Here is a 17,774-nt window from a genome sequence, read left to right on the forward strand (position 1 = left end):
CGGCTGTGGCCGCCGGGAGGCGATTAAGCCGTTAACTCTCGTATAATTCTAACGGTAAACCATCGGGATCGCTGAAAAAGGTAAAACGAGATTGAGTATAAGGATCGACGCGTACCGGTTCGCAGGCGACGCCGGCCGCCTGCAGATGGGCGATAGCCTGCTCGATATCGTCAACGCTGAACGCCAGATGGCGCAGGCCGCAAGCCTCCGGGCGGCTGACGCGGGCCGGCGGCGAAGGGAAAGAAAACAGCTCGAGGGTGTATTGCCCGTTGAGCGCCAGATCCGCTTTCCAGGAGTCACGCTCCTCGCGGTAAACTTCACTCAGCAGGGTAAAGCCGAGAATGTCGCAATAGAAATGCTTACTGGCGGCGTAGTCCGCGCCAATGATCGCGATGTGATGCACCTGACGTAATGCCAGCATAGAAACCCTCTCCTGTTCATTCTGATGGTGCACGGTATCCGGCGGCGATGAGGCCGTCAATGAGGAAGCCCGGCGCATCTTTCCAAACCGCCGGGCGCATTATGGCCTTACGGCTGCGGGGCTTTCAGCACCTTCACCAGATAGCGTCCGTCTTCCGTCAGCTTGGCGCCGTGGATATCGGTTTCAAAACCGGGATAGCGTTCGCCGATCGAGCACAGCATCAGCAGGAAATCGAGCACCGCCCGGCTCTCTTCGGTGATCATTTCCCCCGGCATCACCAGCGGCACGCCCGGCGGATAAGGCAGTATCATATTGGCCGCCACTTTGCCCACCAACTGATCCAGCTCGCAGGTTTCCACATTGCCGCGCACCTGCTCCTGGAACATCTGGTGCGGCGTCAGCTTCATTTCCGGCAGCACGTCAAACGCCCGCTGCATCAGGCGCGGCAGATCGTGTTGGCAGATCAGGCGATGAATACCGGCGGCCAGATCCTGAATGCGCATATGGCGATAGAAATCCGGATCCTCGGCGTACAGATCCGGCAGCATGTTCTTCACCCGCAGGTTGAGATCGTAGGCGCGCTTGAAGTCGGTCAGGCCGCGCAGCAGGCTCATCGCCTTGGTTTTATCGATGCCGATGCTGAACAGGAACAGCAGGTTGTACGGCCCGGTCTTCTCCACCACGATGCCGCGCTCGTCGAGGTACTTCGCCACCAGCGCCGCCGGGATCCCCTCTTCCTCCAGCGCCCCCAGTTCATTCATGCCCGGCGTCAGGATCGTCACCTTGATCGGATCGAGATACATATGATCGCGATCGGTCTGGCCGAAACCGTGCCAGTTATCGTCCGGATCCAGCGGCCAGCACTGCGCTTCATCGATCTCTTCCGGCTGCCAGATATCGAAGAACCAGCTGTCGCTTTCCTCGCGCAGCCGCTGCACTTCACGGCGAAAATGCAGCGCGCGCTCCACCGAACGGTTGATCAAGCGGCGCCCCGGATTGCCGCGCAGCATGGCGGCGGCGGTCTCCATCGACGCCACGATGCCGTAGTGCGGCGAAGTGGTGGTGTGCATCATGTAGGCTTCGTTGAAGGTGCTCTCGTCGTAGTCGCCCTTGATATGAATCATCGAGGCCTGCGAGAAGGCCGCCAGCAGCTTGTGGGTGGATTGGGTTTCGTAGAAAACCTTGCCGGGCACCCGATCGCCGCTCATGCCGCTCTTGCCGTCGTAAATCGGGTGGAAGTTGGTGTAAGGCACCCAGGCGGAGTCGAAGTGGATCGACGGCACCTCCAGCGTCTGCTTGATGTAGTCGGTGTTGTACAGCAGGCCGTCATAGGTGGAATTGGTGATCACCGCATGCACCGGCCAGGTGGCGTTCGGGGTCTCCTGCACCCGCGCGGCGATGCTGGCGCGGGTAAACTCGCGCTGCGGAATGCCGCCGAGGATGCCGTAGGCGTTGCGCAGCGGGCGCAGATAGATCGGCACGATATCACTCATCATCAGCAGGTGGCACAGCGATTTGTGGCAGTTGCGGTCGATCAGCACCGTGCTGCCCGCCGGCGCTGAATACATGCCGACAATTTTGTTGGCGGTGGAGGTGCCGTTGGTGACCAGATAGCTCTGCTCGGCATTGAAGGTGCGCGCGATGTACTCTTCGGCCTCCAGATGCGGGCCGGTGTGATCCAGCAGCGACCCGAGCTCGGTGACCGAAATCGAGATGTCGGCCTTCAGGGTATTGGCGCCGAAGAAGTCATAGAACAGGCAGCCCACCGGGCTTTTCTGGAACGCGGTGCCGGCCATGTGGCCCGGCGTGCAAAAGGTGTACTTTCCTTCGCGCACGTAGTTGAACAGCGCCTTGGTCAGCGGCGGCGTAATGGTGTCGATGTATTCCGCCGTGTATTGCTGGATGCGCTGCGCGATATCGTCTGCCGCATTCAGGCCATACTCGAAGAAATAGAGCACCATGCGCATTTCATGCAGGCTGACGTCGAAGGTGGAGTGAGTATTGATAAAGGCGTACAGCGGCAGGTATTCGTTCAGCTCGTTGATCTCGCTGCACAGCTCCAGGCTGTAATCGTCCCAGTCGAAGATCACGCCGCAGATGCGGGCATTGGCTTCGATCAGCTTCAGCAGGTCACCGCTGTTTTTGGGGTATACCAGCTGGAATCCCATCGCGCCCAGCGCCGCGTGGAGCTCGCGGATCGGCTCATCTTTGTAGTAGACGCCCGTCGGGCCCATGATGGCGATGATATTCATCGGCAGCTCCTGTCAGTTAACGGCCAAGTCTCTATAACACCACGAAAATCCGGCGGTGTGTAGACCAAAAAAAAACCGCCCGAAGGCGGTTTATTACCGTGAAGATCGCAACTCAGCAGTAGCCGTAGTTCATCAGACGCTGGTAACGGCGGTTGAGCAACTCTTCGTCGTTCAGGCCATCCAGATCTTTCAGATCGGCCAGCAGCTGCGCTTTCAGCGCGGCGGCCATCGCCGGCACGTCGCGGTGCGCGGAACCCAGCGGCTCCGGGATCACCGAGTCGATCAGCTTCAGCTCTTTCAGACGCGGTGCGGTGATGCCCATCGCTTCCGCAGCCAGCGGCGCCTTGTCGGCGCTCTTCCACAGGATGGAGGCGCAGCCTTCCGGCGAAATCACCGAGTAAGTGCTGTACTGCAGCATGTTCACCTTGTCGCCCACGCCGATCGCCAGCGCGCCGCCCGAGCCGCCTTCACCGATGACGGTGCAGATGACCGGTACGTTCAGGCGCGACATCTCACGCAGGTTGCGCGCGATGGCTTCCGACTGGCCGCGTTCTTCCGCGCCCACGCCCGGATAAGCGCCCGGGGTATCGATAAAGGTGATGATCGGCATTTTGAAGCGGGCGGCCATTTCCATCAGGCGCAGCGCCTTGCGGTAGCCTTCCGGCGCCGGCATGCCGAAGTTGCGGCGGATCTTCTCTTTGGTCTCACGGCCTTTCTGGTGCCCGATGATCATCACCGGGCGGCCATCCAGACGCGCAATCCCCCCGACGATCGCTTTGTCGTCGGCGTAAGCGCGATCGCCCGCCAACTCTTCGAAGTCGGTAAAGATGTGTTTGATATAATCCAGGGTATAAGGACGGCGCGGGTGGCGTGCCAATTGGGCAATCTGCCAGGCCCCAAGATCGGCAAAAAATCTTGCGCGTCAGCTCAACGCTCTTTTCACGCAGGCGCTGAACCTCTTCGTCCAGATTAATATCTAATTTTTCGTCTTGACGGCTGACTGCAGTCAGCGAGTCAATTTTCGCTTCCAGCTCTGCAATCGGCTGTTCAAAATCAAGAAAATTCAGACTCATAGCATTCCTATTTTTAGTCAAATTCCAAGTCCACCTGCTCATTGCCTACCAACGTCCGCAAGTCTATCAACAAGCGGTCGGTGGGCGTCACGCGCCAGGTTGCGCCAAAACGCAGCTTGGCTCGCGCATCTTCCCGTTGATAGTAGAGATGCACTGGAATCGTCCCCGAGCGATGGGGTTCCAACGACTGACGGAGACGGTTCAAAAGCTGGTCATCAATTTGCCTGTCAGTCAGCGAGATAGCAAGCCCGCGAGCGTATTTTTCCCGGGCTTCACTGATGTCCATTACCTCGCGGGCCATCATTTTAAGCCCGCCGCTAAAGTCATCAAAGCTGACCTGTCCACTGGCGATAAGGATACGGTCTTTTTCCAACAAATGCTGGTATTTTTCTAACGCTTCGGTGAATAGCATCACTTCCAGACGGCCCGAACGGTCATCCAGCGTACAGATGCCGATGCGGTTGCCGCGCTTGGTCACCATCACCCGCGCGGCGACCACCAACCCGACGGCGGTAGTCATTTTGCCCCGATCCGTCGGGTGCATGTCTTTCAAACGCTGGCCACCGGCGTAACGTTCGATCTCCTTGAGGTATTGGGTGATCGGGTGGCCGGTCAGGTACAGCCCCAGCGTTTCCCGTTCACCGTCCAACACCACCTGCTCCGGCCAGGGCGCGATGTTGGCGTAGGATTGCTCCACCTGCTCCGGCGCTTCCGCCAGCACGCCAAACATGTCCACCTGGCCGATAGCTTCGGCTTTCGCATGCTGATCCGCCGCTTTCAACGCGTCGCCGAGCGAATTCATCAGCGCGGCGCGGTGTGGCCCAAGGCGATCGAACGCCCCGGACATGATCAGTTTTTCCAGAATGCGGCGGTTCAGTTTCTTGATGTCGGAGCGCGCGCAGAGATCGAACAGGTCTTTGAAATAACCTTGCTCGCCGCTGTTGCGCGCTTCGATAATGGCTTCGATCGGCCCTTCCCCCACGCCCTTGATGGCGCCGATGCCGTAAACGATCTCGCCGTCGTCGTTGACGTGGAAGTGATACAGGCCGCTGTTGATGTCCGGCGGCAGGATCTTCAGCCCCATGCGCCAGCATTCGTCCACCAGACCCACCACTTTGTCGGTGTTGTCCATATCGGCGGTCATCACCGCCGCCATAAACTCGGCCGGATAGTGCGCCTTCAGCCACAGCGTCTGGTACGACACCAGCGCGTAGGCGGCGGAGTGCGATTTATTGAAGCCATAACCGGCGAATTTCTCCACCAGGTCGAAGATTTTCACCGACAGTTCGCCGTCGATGCCGCGCGCTTTGGCGCCGTCTTCAAAGCCGCCGCGCTGCTTGGCCATTTCGACCGGGTTCTTTTTACCCATCGCACGGCGCAGCATGTCCGCGCCGCCCAGCGTATAGCCGGCCAGCACCTGGGCAATCTGCATCACCTGTTCCTGATACAGGATGATGCCGTAGGTCGGCTCCAGCACCGGCTTGAGCGACTCATGCTGCCACTGAATGTCCGGGTAGGAGATCTCTTCGCGGCCATGTTTGCGGTCGATGAAGTTATCCACCATGCCCGACTGCAGCGGCCCCGGACGGAACAGCGCCACCAGTGCGATCATGTCTTCGAAGCAGTCGGGCTTCAGACGTTTGATCAAATCTTTCATGCCGCGCGATTCAAGCTGGAACACCGCCGTGGTTTCCGAACGCTGCAGCATGTCGAAGCTTTTCTTGTCATCGAGCGGGATGGCAGCGATGTCGATCGGTTCCAGCCCGGTCTTGGCGCGCCGGGCGTTAATCATCTCCAGCGCCCAGTCGATGATGGTCAGGGTGCGCAGACCGAGGAAGTCGAACTTCACCAGCCCGGCGTATTCCACGTCGTTCTTGTCGAACTGGGTCACCGGGTGGTTCCCTTCGGCATCGCAGTACAGCGGCGCGAAGTCGGTGATCTTGGTCGGCGCGATCACCACGCCACCGGCGTGTTTACCGGCGTTGCGCGTCACCCCTTCCAGCTTGCGCGCCATGTCGATCAGCGCTTTGACCTCTTCGTCGGCCTCGTAAATCTCCGGCAGCTGCGGTTCGGCGGCGAAGGCTTTCTCCAGCGTCATGCCCGGATCCGGCGGCACCAGTTTGGAGATGCGATCGACGAACCCGTACGGGTGCCCCAACACGCGGCCTACGTCGCGGATAACCGCTTTCGCCGCCATGGTGCCGAAGGTGATGATCTGCGATACCGCTTCGCGGCCGTACATCTCCGCCACGTGCTCGATTACCTGGTCACGTTTCTCCATGCAGAAGTCGACGTCGAAGTCGGGCATCGAGACACGTTCCGGGTTCAGGAAGCGTTCGAACAGCAGGTCGAATTCCAGCGGATCGAGGTCGGTGATTTTCAACGCATAGGCCACCAGCGAACCGGCGCCGGAGCCACGCCCTGGGCCCACCGGCACGTTGTTGTCCTTCGACCACTGGATAAATTCCATCACGATCAGGAAGTAGCCGGGGAACCCCATCTGGTTGATCACTTTCAGCTCGACGTCCAGACGCTCGTCGTATTCCGGGCGGCGCTGCGCGCGCACTTCAGGATCGGGGAACAGGAACTCGAGGCGCTCTTCCAGCCCCTCTTTCGATTTGAGTACCAGGAAGTCCTCGGTGCTCATATCGCCGGTCGGGAACTGCGGCAGGAAGTACTCGCCGAGGCGAATGGTGACGTTACAGCGTTTGGCGATTTCGACGCTGTTCAGCAGCGCTTCCGGGATGTCGGCGAACAGCTCGCACATCTCGTCTTCGCTGCGCATGTATTGTTGCGGGCTGTAGTTGCGCGGCCGCTTGGGATCGTCCAGCGTAAAGCCGTCGTGGATGGCGACGCGGATCTCATGGGCGTCGAAGTCATCTTCCACCAGGAAACGCACGTCGTTGGTGGCCACCACAGGCAAACCGCGCTCGGTGGCCAACGCCACCGCCGCATGCAGATAGTTCTCTTCATCCGGGCGGCCGGTGCGGATCAACTCCAGGTAGTAGCAGTCCGGGAAATATTGCTGGTAGAAATCCAGACACTGATCCACCTGCGCCTGGTTGCCGCGCAGCAGGAACTTGCCGACGTCGCCCTGACGCGCGCCGGAGAGCAGGATCAGCCCTTCGCGATGTTCAATCAGCCAGTCGCGATCGATGATCGGGCCGGCGGCGCCGTAGCCGCGCTGATAGGCGCGGGAAATCAGCAGCGTTAAGTTCTGGTAGCCTTCGTTGTTGCTGGCCAGCACCGTCAGTTGAGCGAGTTCGTCGCCCAAGACTTCGCTTTGCACATGGAAATCCGCGCCGATGATCGGTTTGATCCCGGCGCCGTGCGCGCTGCCGTAGAACTTCACCAGCCCGCACAGGTTGGTGAAATCGGTGATTGCCAGAGCAGGCATGGCTAACGCGGCGGCTCTTTTCACCAGCGGCGCCGTCTTGGCCAATCCATCAATCATGGAGTAGTCACTGTGGACGCGCAGGTGAATAAAACGAGGTTCGGCCATCTCCAGATACCTGATTGAAGGGGCTCAGCGTGCTGAGCCCGGGTTAATGCTATCGTCGAGCCGGTCAGGCTCGCAGGCTACAGCGCGAGCGCCCTTTTCACCGGCGCGAAGCTGCGGCGATGATGCTCGGTGGCGCCCAGCGCGGCCAGCCGCTCCAGGTGGAAGGCGGTCGGGTAGCCTTTATGCTGCGCGAAACCGTAGTCCGGGAACTCGCTGTCCAGCTCGGCCATTTCGCGATCGCGCGTGACCTTCGCCAGAATGGATGCCGCGCTGATTTCCGCCACGCGGCTGTCGCCCTTCACCACCGCCTGCGAACGCATCGGCAAGCTCGGGCAACGGTTACCGTCGATTAAAACCATGTCCGGCGCGATATGCAACCCGGCCACCGCGCGCTGCATCGCCAACATGGTGGCGTGCAAAATGTTCAGCTGGTCGATTTCCGCCGGTTCGGCGCGCCCCAGGCTCCAGGAGAGCGCTTTGGCGACGATTTCGTCATACAGCGCCAGCCGGCGTTTTTCACTGAGCTTTTTGGAGTCCGCCAGCCCGACGATCGGCCGCGCCGGATCGAGGATCACGGCGGCGGTGACCACCGCGCCGACCAACGGGCCGCGGCCCACTTCGTCCACACCGGCAATCAGCGTGGCAGCGGGATAGATAAAGGGTTCAATCATGCTTTCGCCAGCTCCAACACAGCCTGAGCGGCCTGTTCGTCCGCACCGCAACGGATGCTTTGGTGCAAGGTAAGGAAAGTCTGTTTCAGCGCGTCGGTTTCCGGGCTCTCTTCCAGCAGCGGCATCACGGCGGCGGCCAGTTTGTCCGGGACGCAGTCATGCTGCAGCAGTTCGGTGACGATCTCCCGCCCCGCCAGCAGATTCGGCAGCGAGACATAAGGCGTTTTCACCAGCTTCTGCGCCAACCAGAAAGTGAACGGCTTCATGCGATAGCCCACGACCATCGGGCACTTGGCCAGCATGCATTCCAGCGCCGCCGTGCCGGATGCCAGCAGCGCCGCGTCGCTGGCGATCATCGCTTCACGCCCCTGCCCATTCAGCAGGTGTACGGTCAGATCCGGCGCCACTTCGGCCTTGATGCGCTCAAACTGCTCACGCCGTTTGGCGTTGACCAGCGGCACCACCACTTCCAGCTCGGGATAACGCGTGCGCAGCAACTGCGCGGTTTTGAGGAAGTCGGCGCTCAGCATCTCGACTTCGGCGCCGCGGCTGCCCGGCAACAAGGCCAAACAGCGCGCCTGCGGAGCGATGCCAAGCTGAGCGCGCGCCGCCAACCGATCGGGCTGCAGCGGCATGGCGTCCGCCATGGTGTGACCGATAAACCGGCAGGGGACGTTGAAACGATCGTAAAACGCTTTTTCGAAAGGGAGAAAGGCCAGCACCAAATCGGTGGCTTTGCCTATTTTGAAAACGCGCTTTTGTCGCCAGGCCCACACGGAAGGGCTGACATAGTGGATGGTGCGAATGCCGCGCTGCTTGAGGCGGCCTTCCAGCGTGATGTTGAAGTCCGGCGCGTCGATGCCGACAAACACGTCCGGCCGCAGCTCACCGAAGCGGCAGGTGAGATCCTTGCGGATCTTCAACAGGCGTGGCAAGCGCTCGAGCACTTCCACCACGCCCATTACCGCCAGCTCTTCCATTTCGTACCAGGCCTCGCACCCTTCGGCCTGCATCAGCGGGCCGGCGACGCCAACGAAACGCGCGTCGGGGATCTGCGCCTTGAGCGCACGGATCAAACCGGCGCCGAGAATGTCACCGGAGGTTTCTCCGGCGACCAATCCGATAGTCAATGGACGATTCGACATAACTCAGCGAATGATGCCACGGGTAGAACGGGTGAAGAAATCGAGGTACTGCTGCACCACCGGCTGCTCTTTGGCCAGGGCTTCGATTTCCGCTTTCGCTTCATCCAGCGTTTTTTCGCTGCGATACAGGATTTTGTAGGCGTTGCGGATCGCCTGCATTTCATCCTTGTCAAAACCGCGGCGCTTGAGGCCGACCGCGTTGACGCCGAACGGCGTAGCGTGGTTGCCCTGAGCGATGACGAAAGGAGGCACATCCTGAGCGACACCGGAACAACCGCCTACCATCACATGCGCGCCGATAATGCAGAACTGATGGATCGCCGTCATGCCGCCGATGATGGCGTGATCGTCGATTTCCACATGCCCCGCCAGCGTGGCGTTGTTGGCCAGCACGCAAGCGTTGCCAACTACGCAGTCGTGGGCGACGTGCACGTTGACCATCAGCAGGTTATCGTTGCCCACTTTGGTCAGGCCGGTGCCCTGCGCGGTGCCGCGGTGGATGGTGACGCTTTCGCGGATGCGATTGCGATCGCCCACTTCCACACGCGTCGGCTCGCCCGCGTATTTCAGATCCTGATTCACTTCGCCGATAGAGGCGAACTGATAAATCTGGTTATCGCGGCCAATCTTGGTAATGCCGTTTACCACCACGTGGGATTTCAGCACCGTGCCGGCGCCGATTTCCACCTGGGAGCCGACGTAGCAGAAAGGGCCGATATGCACGCCGGCGCCAATCACGGCGCCTTCTTCGACTATCGCGCTAGGATGGATAAAGGCGGTTTGGTCAATCACGGATTAAGCCTCCCGGCTGCGGGCACACATCATGGTTGCTTCGCAGACAATTTTACCGTCAACAGTCGCCACGCCTTTGAAGCGAGTCAGACCGCGGCGAGTTTTCTCGAAGGTGACTTCCATGACCATCTGATCGCCTGGCACCACAGGGCGCTTGAAGCGAGCTTCATCGATACCGGCGAAGTAATACAGCTCGCCCGGTTCCAGTTTGCCGACGCTTTTAAACGCCAGGATGCCGGTGGCCTGCGCCATGGCTTCCAGGATCAATACGCCTGGGAAAATCGGTTTGCCAGGGAAGTGGCCCTGGAAAAACGGTTCATTCACCGATACGTTCTTCACCGCACGCAGATATTTGTGCTCTTCAAACTCGAGGACGCGGTCGACCAGCAAGAACGGGTAACGGTGAGGAAGCAGATCCAAAATTTCTGCAATATCCAGAGTATGAGTGTCAGTAGTCAAAATACTCTTCCTGTCTCTAAAAACTGATGGCATCAACAACACGGCCTGCGCTGACCCCAAAAGGAGATCATCATGCAGGCCGCAAATTAACATCTCTTTGCGCTTTTGGTCTCACGACCAACGCGTTTCGTTTTGTACCCGCGAGAGCGGGCGGCAATGATTAGTCTTTTCCGACTTTACGTTCGACAGCTTTCAAGCGTTTGCTGATCTCATCGATATTCATTACCAACGCAGCGGTTTTACGCCAAACCTTGTTAGGCTGCAACGGAATGCCCGAAGAGTATACCCCAGGTTCGGTGATTGGTCGCATAACCATTCCCATTCCGGTAACAACAACCTTGTCGGCAATTTCCATGTGACCGTTGATCACGCTGGCGCCGCCAATCTGGCAGTAGCGGCCGATTTTCAGGCTGCCGGCCATGATCACACCGCCGGCGACGGCGGTATTGTCGCCAATCACGACGTTATGTGCAATCTGGCATTGGTTGTCGATGATAACACCATTCCCGATTTGGGTGTTATCCAAAGCGCCGCGGTCAATGGTGGTGCAAGCGCCGATTTCGACGCGATCGCCGATAATCACCGTGCCCAACTGAGGGATCTTGATCCACTCGCCGCGCTCATTCGCATAGCCGAAACCGTCTGCGCCGATCACGGTGCCCGACTGAATCAGGCAGCGCTGGCCGATTTCGACCGCATGATAAATCGTTACGTTCGCCCACAGACGCGTTCCCGCGCCGATGCGTGCGTGTTTGCCGATGAAGCAGCCCGGGCCGATAACCACGTTATCGCCAAGCACCGCACCCGACTCGATCACCGCGTTCGCCCCAATGGCGACGTTCTGCCCCAGCTGCGCTTCAGGCGAGATCACCGCGCTTGGCGCGATATCCTGAGCCGGCGACGGCGTGGTGTCCATCAGTTGCGCCATGCGCGCATAGGTCAGGTAAGGGTTCTTAACCACCAGCGCCGCAGCACGGCAGTGTGGTAAATCCGCTTCGGTAAGCACCACGGCGCTTGCCTGGCAGGAAGACAGCTGCTCTTGATAGCGGCTGTTTGACAAAAACGTGATTTGGCCAGGCTGTGCCGAATGCATAGAAGCAATGCCGGTGATGACGAGATCGCCATCACCGTGCAATTGTGCATCCAACTGCTGCGCTAAATCAGCCAGTCGAATTGAAAGCATGTGTTATTTAACCTGTTTCAGCACGTCAGCAGTGATATCTTTGGAAGAGTCTGCATAGGCAACAGCGTTGGCGTCGATCACCACGTCATAACCGCCTTTGCTCGCGACAGATTTCACCGCGTCCTGAATGCGGCTCAGGATCTTGTTACGCTCTTCCATCTGGCGACGACGGTTGTCCTGCTCGAAAGCCTGGGCTTTCTGAGAGAACTGCTCGCGCTGCGCCATCACGTCTTTTTCCAACTTGCTGCGGTCGCTGGCTTTCATGGTAGCGCCGTCACGCTGCAGACGTTGCATTTTGGTCTGCAGGCTACGTTCCATGTTCTGGAGTTCGCTTGCACGGCCTTTAAACTCGTTTTCCAGCTGTTTAGCGACCGCTTCGCGGGCCGGCAGCTGTTGGAAAATGCTGGAGACGTTAACGACAGCGATCTTATCTGCTGCCTGAACGCCAGCTGAAGCAGCCATTGCTAAACCGAGGCCTGCGGCACACAACCACTTTTTCACTATAAACTCCTTACCATCACCCATTTGTGTCATATGACACTGAAGTACACAATTTGCCAGACTTATCCCACCAAACAATGAGAATCATCTCCCTCTGCCGGCGGGCGCCTGGCCATTGCGATTCTTAATAACTGTTATGCCCAGAGGCGAGACCCGTTACCAGGTCTTACCGATGTTAAACTGGAACTGTTCGGACTTGTCGCCTTCGTATTTCTTGATCGGGTTGGCGTAAGAGAACACCAATGGCCCCAATGGCGACATCCACTGCAGCGCGATACCGGCGGAAGAACGAATATTGCTGGCCTTGCTGTAGTCCGGCACGCCGTACATCAGCGTCTCGTTGGTATTCTTCCACTTGGTATCCCACACGGTACCCGCATCGATGAACAGCGACGTGCGCACAGAGTTGGCGTATTTCTCGCTGATGAACGGCGTTGGGGTGATCAGCTCCAGGCTGGCGACCGCCATGGCGTTACCGCCCACCGCGTCATCCGAACCACAGATGCTCTGACGATCGGTGGTGCTGCCGGCGTTGAACTGGCACTGGTACGAATTGGAGTTGTAGTACACCGCCTTCGGACCAATGGTGTTGGACTGGAAGCCACGCACGGTGCTCGAACCACCGGCGTAGAAGTTCTCGTAGAACGGCATTTCCTTGCCGCCCAGCCCATCCGCGTAACCCAGACGGCCGCGACCCAACAGCACCCAGGTGCGGTCGTCGTTGATCGGCACGTACTGTACGCTGTCCAGCGTCACCTTGTAGTATTCGTTGTCCGAGCCCGGAATGGTGACCTTGCCGTTCAACGTGGTGCGGTTACCCGAAGTCGGGAAGTAGCCGCGGTCCAGGTTGTTGTAGGTCCAGCCCAGGTTCAGGGTAAAGTCGTCCGTCGAGTAGCTGGCGCGGTCGGTCTTGTTCGCATCCACACCCATCGAGTCGAGGTAACGCCACATGGCGATCTGCGGTTGCATGTTCGACAGGCCGTTGTGGACATAGCCCAGGCCGGTGCGCAACGAGTTGTTTTCGTTGATCGGGAAGCCCAGCGTGCCGTCAACACCGTAACTCTTGTTGGTGTAGTCGGACAGATCCGCGTTATCCGCTTTAAAGTCGTTGTAGAAGACGCGGCCGCCCAGGCTCACACCGTCAACGGTGAAGTACGGGTTGGTGACCGAGAATTCGGTATACGTCTGGTAATCGTTCTTGGTGCCGCTGATGCCGACCGAGTAGCCGGTACCCAACCAATTATCCTGCTGCACGCCGGCCTGGAAGCTGACGCCGCTCTCGGTGCCGTAACCGACGCCGAAGTTAAAGGTACCGGTGTTGCGTTCTTTCACCTTGTAGGTCACGTCGACCTGATCGGCAGTGCCAGGCACACGCTGGGTTTCCACATCGACCGTTTCGAAGTAGCCCAGGCGGTTCAGACGCTCCTTGCCCTGCTCGACCTGCTCGTTGCCGAGCCAGGCGCCTTCCATCTGGCGCATTTCGCGACGCAGTACGGAATCCTTGCTGGTGTCGTTGCCTTCGAACTTGATGCGGCGCACGTAGAAACGGTTGCCCGCGTCAACGTTGACGTGCAGCTTGACGGTTTTATCCGCGTCATTGATCTCCGGCTGGGTGCCGACGCGCGGGTAGGCGTAACCATAACGGCCCAACATCGTTTTGATGTTGTCTTCCATTTTGGTCACTTTGCTGCCGTTATACAGCTCGCCCGGCTCGATTTTGGTGATCTGAGCGACTTCCGCCGAGTGGCCGGCCAGGTTGCCGTTCACGACAACATCAGAAAGCTTGTACTGATCGCCTTCGGTGATGTTGATGGTGATGTAGATGCCTTTTTTATCCGGCGTCAGGCTCACCTGGGTAGAATCGATGTTAAAGCGGGCATAGCCGCGATCCAGATAGAAGCTGCGCAGGGTTTCGAGATCGCCCGCCAGTTTTTGCTTCTGGTATTTGCGATCGCCGACCAGGTTCCACCACGGCACTTCGTCACGCAGTTGGAAGCGCGAGATCAGTTCATCGTTGGTGAAGGCATGGTTGCCGACGATGTTGATTTGTTGAATCTTGGCGGAGACCCCTTCCGTGAACACCAGCTTCAGGTCGACACGGTTGCGCGGCAACGGCGTGACCACGGCTTTCACCGAGGCGCTGTATTTACCAACGCTGTAATAGAAGTCTTCCAGCCCTTTTTCAATGCTGGAAATCGTGGTGCGGTCGAGCGCCTCGCCCACCCGGACGCCGGAGGCTTCCAGGTTTTGCTTGAGCATGTCATCCTTCACCGACTTGTTGCCGGAGAAAGTGATGCTGGCGATGGTAGGACGTTCCTTCACCTGCACGATCAAGGTATTACCATCGCGCAGTACGCGCACGTCCTCGAAGTTGCCGGTGGCAAACAAGGCACGAATGGTATTACTGATGTCATCGTCAGTGACGGTATCGCCGACGCGAACCGGCATGTTGAGTAACGCCGCACCGACGGCAACTCGCTGCAGGCCTTCGAAATGAATGTCTTTCACTACGAACCCGTCTGCACCGTATACGGTGGCGCTGCCAAACAGCAGCGACGCTATGAGCAACTTTTTCATCGCCATCGTTGTTATGCGTTCTTCCTAACCTATCCCCGCCCCTAAAGGCGGGAAAAATCATTGAAAAGTGCAAGACCCATCAACAACACCAACACGATCGAACCTATGCGGTAGCTGTAGTCCTGTACTCGCTCGGAAACCGGCCCACCCTTCAGCTTTTCTATCGCCAGGAAGAGGAGATGCCCACCATCTAACACCGGTAATGGGAACAGGTTGATGATCCCCAGGTTGACGCTAATCAACGCCAGGAACATCAGATAATACACGAATCCGACTCCGGCTGACGCCCCAGCTCCCTGTGCAATCGAGATCGGGCCACTCAGGTTGTTCAGCTTTACATCACCGGTTATTAATTTGCCCAGCATGTTGACCGTCAGCCGCATCAGCTGCCAGGTCTTGTCGCCGGCCTGATACAGCGCCGGGAACGGTCCATACTGGCGAATCGTCTTATACTCTTCCGGCAGCGGCAGCACCTTTGGAATGATGCCTGCAAACCCCACCGATTTGTCTTTTCCCACCGGCTTTGTATCCGGTATCAGCGTCAAAGACAAGGGGGCGCCGTTTCTTTCAATCTCCAAAGCCAGCGGTTGCCCCGGGCCATCGTGGATACGCTTCACCAGCGTCTGCCAACGACCCAACGGCTGACCATCGACTTTAACGATCCTGTCCCCCGCTTGTAAACCCGCCTTTTGCGCCGCCGAGTTCGGCTGCACTTCCGCCAACACGGATTCGATCTGCGGGCCGCGCGGCATAATCCCCAGCGCGACAACGGGATCCTGCTTGTCCGGTTCAAAATTCCACTGGCGCAAGTCCAGGGTTTTGGTCACCACCTGCGAAGAGCCGAACGGCGCTACGCCGACTTCGGTTTGCACATCGCCAATCTTCGCCACCAGCGCCAGACGAACTGACTCCCAATCAGGCGTTTCGATGCCGTCAACCGACTTTAGTTCCATGCCAGACGAAATTTCAGCCTTGGCGGCGATCGATTGCGGCGCGATTTCGCCGATCACCGGACGGAAACTCGGCACGCCGATGATGAACACCAGCCAGTAGGCAAGGATAGCAAACAGGAAGTTGGCGATGGGGCCGGCGCTGATGATAGCCGCGCGCTGCCAGACGGTTTTATTGTTGAAGGCCTGGTGGCGCATCTCCGGCGCCACCGACTCCACGCGCTCGTCCAGCATCTTCACGTAGCCGCCGAGCGGGATCAGAGCGATAACGTACTCGGTGCCCTGGCGATCGGTTCGGCGCCACAGCGCCCGGCCAAAGCCGATGGAGAAGCGTTCAACGCGCACGCCGCAACGACGGGCAACCCAAAAGTGTCCGAACTCATGCACGGTAATCAAGATACCGAGCGCAATCAGAAACGCCACCAGGTTCCAAAGCACGCTGACCATCATCCCTCACTTTCCGTCATCGACGGATTAAAACACCAACAGCATCAGGCAGGCAAACACCGGCACCGCCGCGGTCAGGCTGTCGATACGATCCAGTATGCCGCCATGACCGGGAATCAAATGCCCGCTGTCCTTGATGCCCGCTTCGCGTTTGAACATGCTTTCGGTCAAATCGCCCAGCACCGAAGCCAGCGCGGCGATCACCGAACAGGCCAGCAGCGTGGTCGGCACCACGTTCAGCGGCGCGTAGCGGCCGAACAGCCACGAGATCACCGCCGACGTCAGCAACCCGCCGATCAACCCTTCCCACGTTTTGCCCGGTGAGACCTTCGGCGCCAGCTTATGCTTGCCGAACAGCTTGCCGAACATGTAGGCACCGGAATCTGCGCCCCACACCAGCAACATCACGTACAGCAGCCACCAGGCGCCGGTAAACGGGTTTTGCTCGTAGCCGAACTGGCGCAGCGCCAGCATGCCCCAGAAAAACGGCACGATGGTCAGCAGGCCAAACAGCAGGCGCAGCGGGCGCGAATTGCGCCAGATAGCGGCCGAGCCGGGATAGAACAGCACCAACAGCAACGCCGCCAGCCACCAGGCCAACGACAGCCACAGCGAGCCGCTTATCTGCGGCACGGATTGATGGTAAGCGGGGACGCTGAGCATCATCAGCGCAAGCAGAAAACCGCACAGTATCGCCAACCAGATGCGCTGCGAACGGGAGGTAAAACCGGCCAATTGGCCCCACTCCCAGGCAGCTAACATGCACACGACGAGCGTTACCAGAGCAAAGGCCAACGGCGGCAACAGGAACAGCGCCGCGATAACGATCGGGATTAAAATCAGAGCAGTTATGAGGCGATACTTCAGCAAAAGTTCTCCCTAGGACGCATCGGCGCCGTTAGGTGTTGTTCCCCCGAAGCGGCGCTCACGTTGTGCAAATGCATTCAGCGCACCTTCAAAGACAAGTTCATCGAAATCAGGCCAGAGCACATCAGTAAAGTAAAGTTCAGCATAGGCGATTTGCCACAGCAGGAAATTACTGATGCGATGCTCGCCACCGGTGCGGATAACCAGATCCACCGGCGCCAGGTCGCTCATGCAAACCCGCTCGTTCAATAATTCCTCGCTGATCTGATCCGGGTGCAACTCGCCTACCCGTACCTGTTCGGCCAGTTCCCTTACTCCCTGAATGATATCCCAACGGCCGCCGTAGTTGGCAGCGATATTGAGCGTCAGGCCATCGTTATTTTCCGTCAGAGCTTCAGAGCGGCGGATCCGCTCCTGCAAACGCGCGCTGAATCGGCTGATATCGCCGATCACTCGCAGCCTGACGTTATGTTTATGCAGGCTTTTTACTTCACTATCCAAAGCGCGGACAAAAAGCTCCATCAGGGCAGAGACTTCCTGCACCGGACGGTTCCAGTTTTCGCTGCTGAAGGCATAAAGCGTGAGCGCATCTAAATGGTGGCTGGCGGCAAAACTGACCGCGCGGCGAACCGATTTCACCCCTGCTTTATGACCGAAGACACGTAACTTGCCCTGACGTTTGGCCCAGCGTCCGTTACCGTCCATGATAATGGCGACATGGCGCGGCCCCGGGGAAGATGGATTAGCCTCTTGTTGGTTTGCGGACGACATAACTCGTACTTATTTCCTCAATAGAAATATAACTGCCTTTCCGGAACATCAGGCCCTTACGCGCAAAAAAAGCCGTGTGCCCGACACGGCTTTCAGCCTGCCCTTGCGACACCCGGCGCAGCCGGGCCGCCATTGACGCACAAGGCGCCAATCGGGCCATAAT

At 58.7% G+C, this 17,774-nt stretch carries 13 protein-coding genes and 1 pseudogene; all 14 read right to left on the reverse strand.

Annotated elements, in window-relative coordinates:
• Positions 1–31 precede the first annotated feature (31 nt).
• Positions 32–421: a VOC family protein gene (locus SERRSCBI_RS18845; protein WP_042785261.1), complete on the reverse strand. Its 390-nt coding sequence runs from the start codon at positions 419–421 to the stop codon at positions 32–34.
• A gap of 107 nt (positions 422–528) precedes the next feature.
• Positions 529–2,673, reverse strand: coding sequence for a lysine decarboxylase LdcC (locus SERRSCBI_RS18850; protein WP_042785262.1), 2,145 nt, complete (start codon positions 2,671–2,673; stop codon positions 529–531).
• 112 nt (positions 2,674–2,785) lie between these two features.
• Positions 2,786–3,746, reverse strand: a pseudogene (gene accA / locus SERRSCBI_RS18855) (acetyl-CoA carboxylase carboxyl transferase subunit alpha).
• A 13-nt stretch (positions 3,747–3,759) separates the two neighbouring features.
• On the reverse strand, positions 3,760–7,248 hold the full coding sequence (dnaE, locus tag SERRSCBI_RS18860; RefSeq protein ID WP_033652500.1) for a DNA polymerase III subunit alpha: 3,489 nt from the start codon (positions 7,246–7,248) through the stop codon (positions 3,760–3,762).
• Between the two features lie 77 nt (positions 7,249–7,325).
• Positions 7,326–7,919, reverse strand: a complete 594-nt coding sequence (rnhB, locus tag SERRSCBI_RS18865) for a ribonuclease HII (RefSeq protein ID WP_033644879.1) — start codon at positions 7,917–7,919, stop codon at positions 7,326–7,328.
• Positions 7,916–9,064: a lipid-A-disaccharide synthase gene (gene lpxB / locus SERRSCBI_RS18870; RefSeq protein WP_042785263.1), complete on the reverse strand. Its 1,149-nt coding sequence runs from the start codon at positions 9,062–9,064 to the stop codon at positions 7,916–7,918. Before lpxB ends, rnhB begins: the two co-directional genes overlap by 4 nt.
• Before the next feature lie 3 nt (positions 9,065–9,067).
• Positions 9,068–9,856: an acyl-ACP--UDP-N-acetylglucosamine O-acyltransferase gene (gene lpxA / locus SERRSCBI_RS18875; protein WP_033644878.1), complete on the reverse strand. Its 789-nt coding sequence runs from the start codon at positions 9,854–9,856 to the stop codon at positions 9,068–9,070.
• Positions 9,857–9,859: 3 nt separating this feature from the next.
• Entirely contained in the window at positions 9,860–10,315 is a 456-nt protein-coding gene (gene fabZ / locus SERRSCBI_RS18880) for a 3-hydroxyacyl-ACP dehydratase FabZ (protein ID WP_004931962.1), read from the reverse strand.
• 160 nt (positions 10,316–10,475) lie between these two features.
• Positions 10,476–11,498 carry a UDP-3-O-(3-hydroxymyristoyl)glucosamine N-acyltransferase gene (lpxD, locus tag SERRSCBI_RS18885; RefSeq protein WP_025304030.1) on the reverse strand — a complete coding sequence of 341 codons (1,023 nt, stop codon included), beginning with the start codon at positions 11,496–11,498 and terminating at the stop codon, positions 10,476–10,478.
• A 3-nt stretch (positions 11,499–11,501) separates the two neighbouring features.
• Entirely contained in the window at positions 11,502–11,999 is a 498-nt protein-coding gene (skp, locus tag SERRSCBI_RS18890; protein WP_004931958.1) for a molecular chaperone Skp, read from the reverse strand.
• Between the two features lie 156 nt (positions 12,000–12,155).
• On the reverse strand, positions 12,156–14,582 hold the full coding sequence (bamA, locus tag SERRSCBI_RS18895; protein ID WP_033652498.1) for an outer membrane protein assembly factor BamA: 2,427 nt from the start codon (positions 14,580–14,582) through the stop codon (positions 12,156–12,158).
• A gap of 35 nt (positions 14,583–14,617) precedes the next feature.
• Positions 14,618–15,973, reverse strand: a complete 1,356-nt coding sequence (gene rseP / locus SERRSCBI_RS18900) for a sigma E protease regulator RseP (protein WP_042785781.1) — start codon at positions 15,971–15,973, stop codon at positions 14,618–14,620.
• Between the two features lie 27 nt (positions 15,974–16,000).
• Positions 16,001–16,843 (reverse strand): phosphatidate cytidylyltransferase, encoded by an 843-nt coding sequence (cdsA, locus tag SERRSCBI_RS18905; protein ID WP_033644875.1) that lies wholly within the window; start codon positions 16,841–16,843, stop codon positions 16,001–16,003.
• A 9-nt stretch (positions 16,844–16,852) separates the two neighbouring features.
• Positions 16,853–17,611 carry a (2E,6E)-farnesyl-diphosphate-specific ditrans,polycis-undecaprenyl-diphosphate synthase gene (ispU, locus tag SERRSCBI_RS18910; RefSeq protein WP_033644874.1) on the reverse strand — a complete coding sequence of 253 codons (759 nt, stop codon included), beginning with the start codon at positions 17,609–17,611 and terminating at the stop codon, positions 16,853–16,855.
• Positions 17,612–17,774: the final 163 nt, after the last annotated feature.

Source organism: Serratia sp. SCBI (assembly GCF_000747565.1).
Taxonomy (GTDB): Bacteria; Pseudomonadota; Gammaproteobacteria; order Enterobacterales; family Enterobacteriaceae; genus Serratia; species Serratia ureilytica.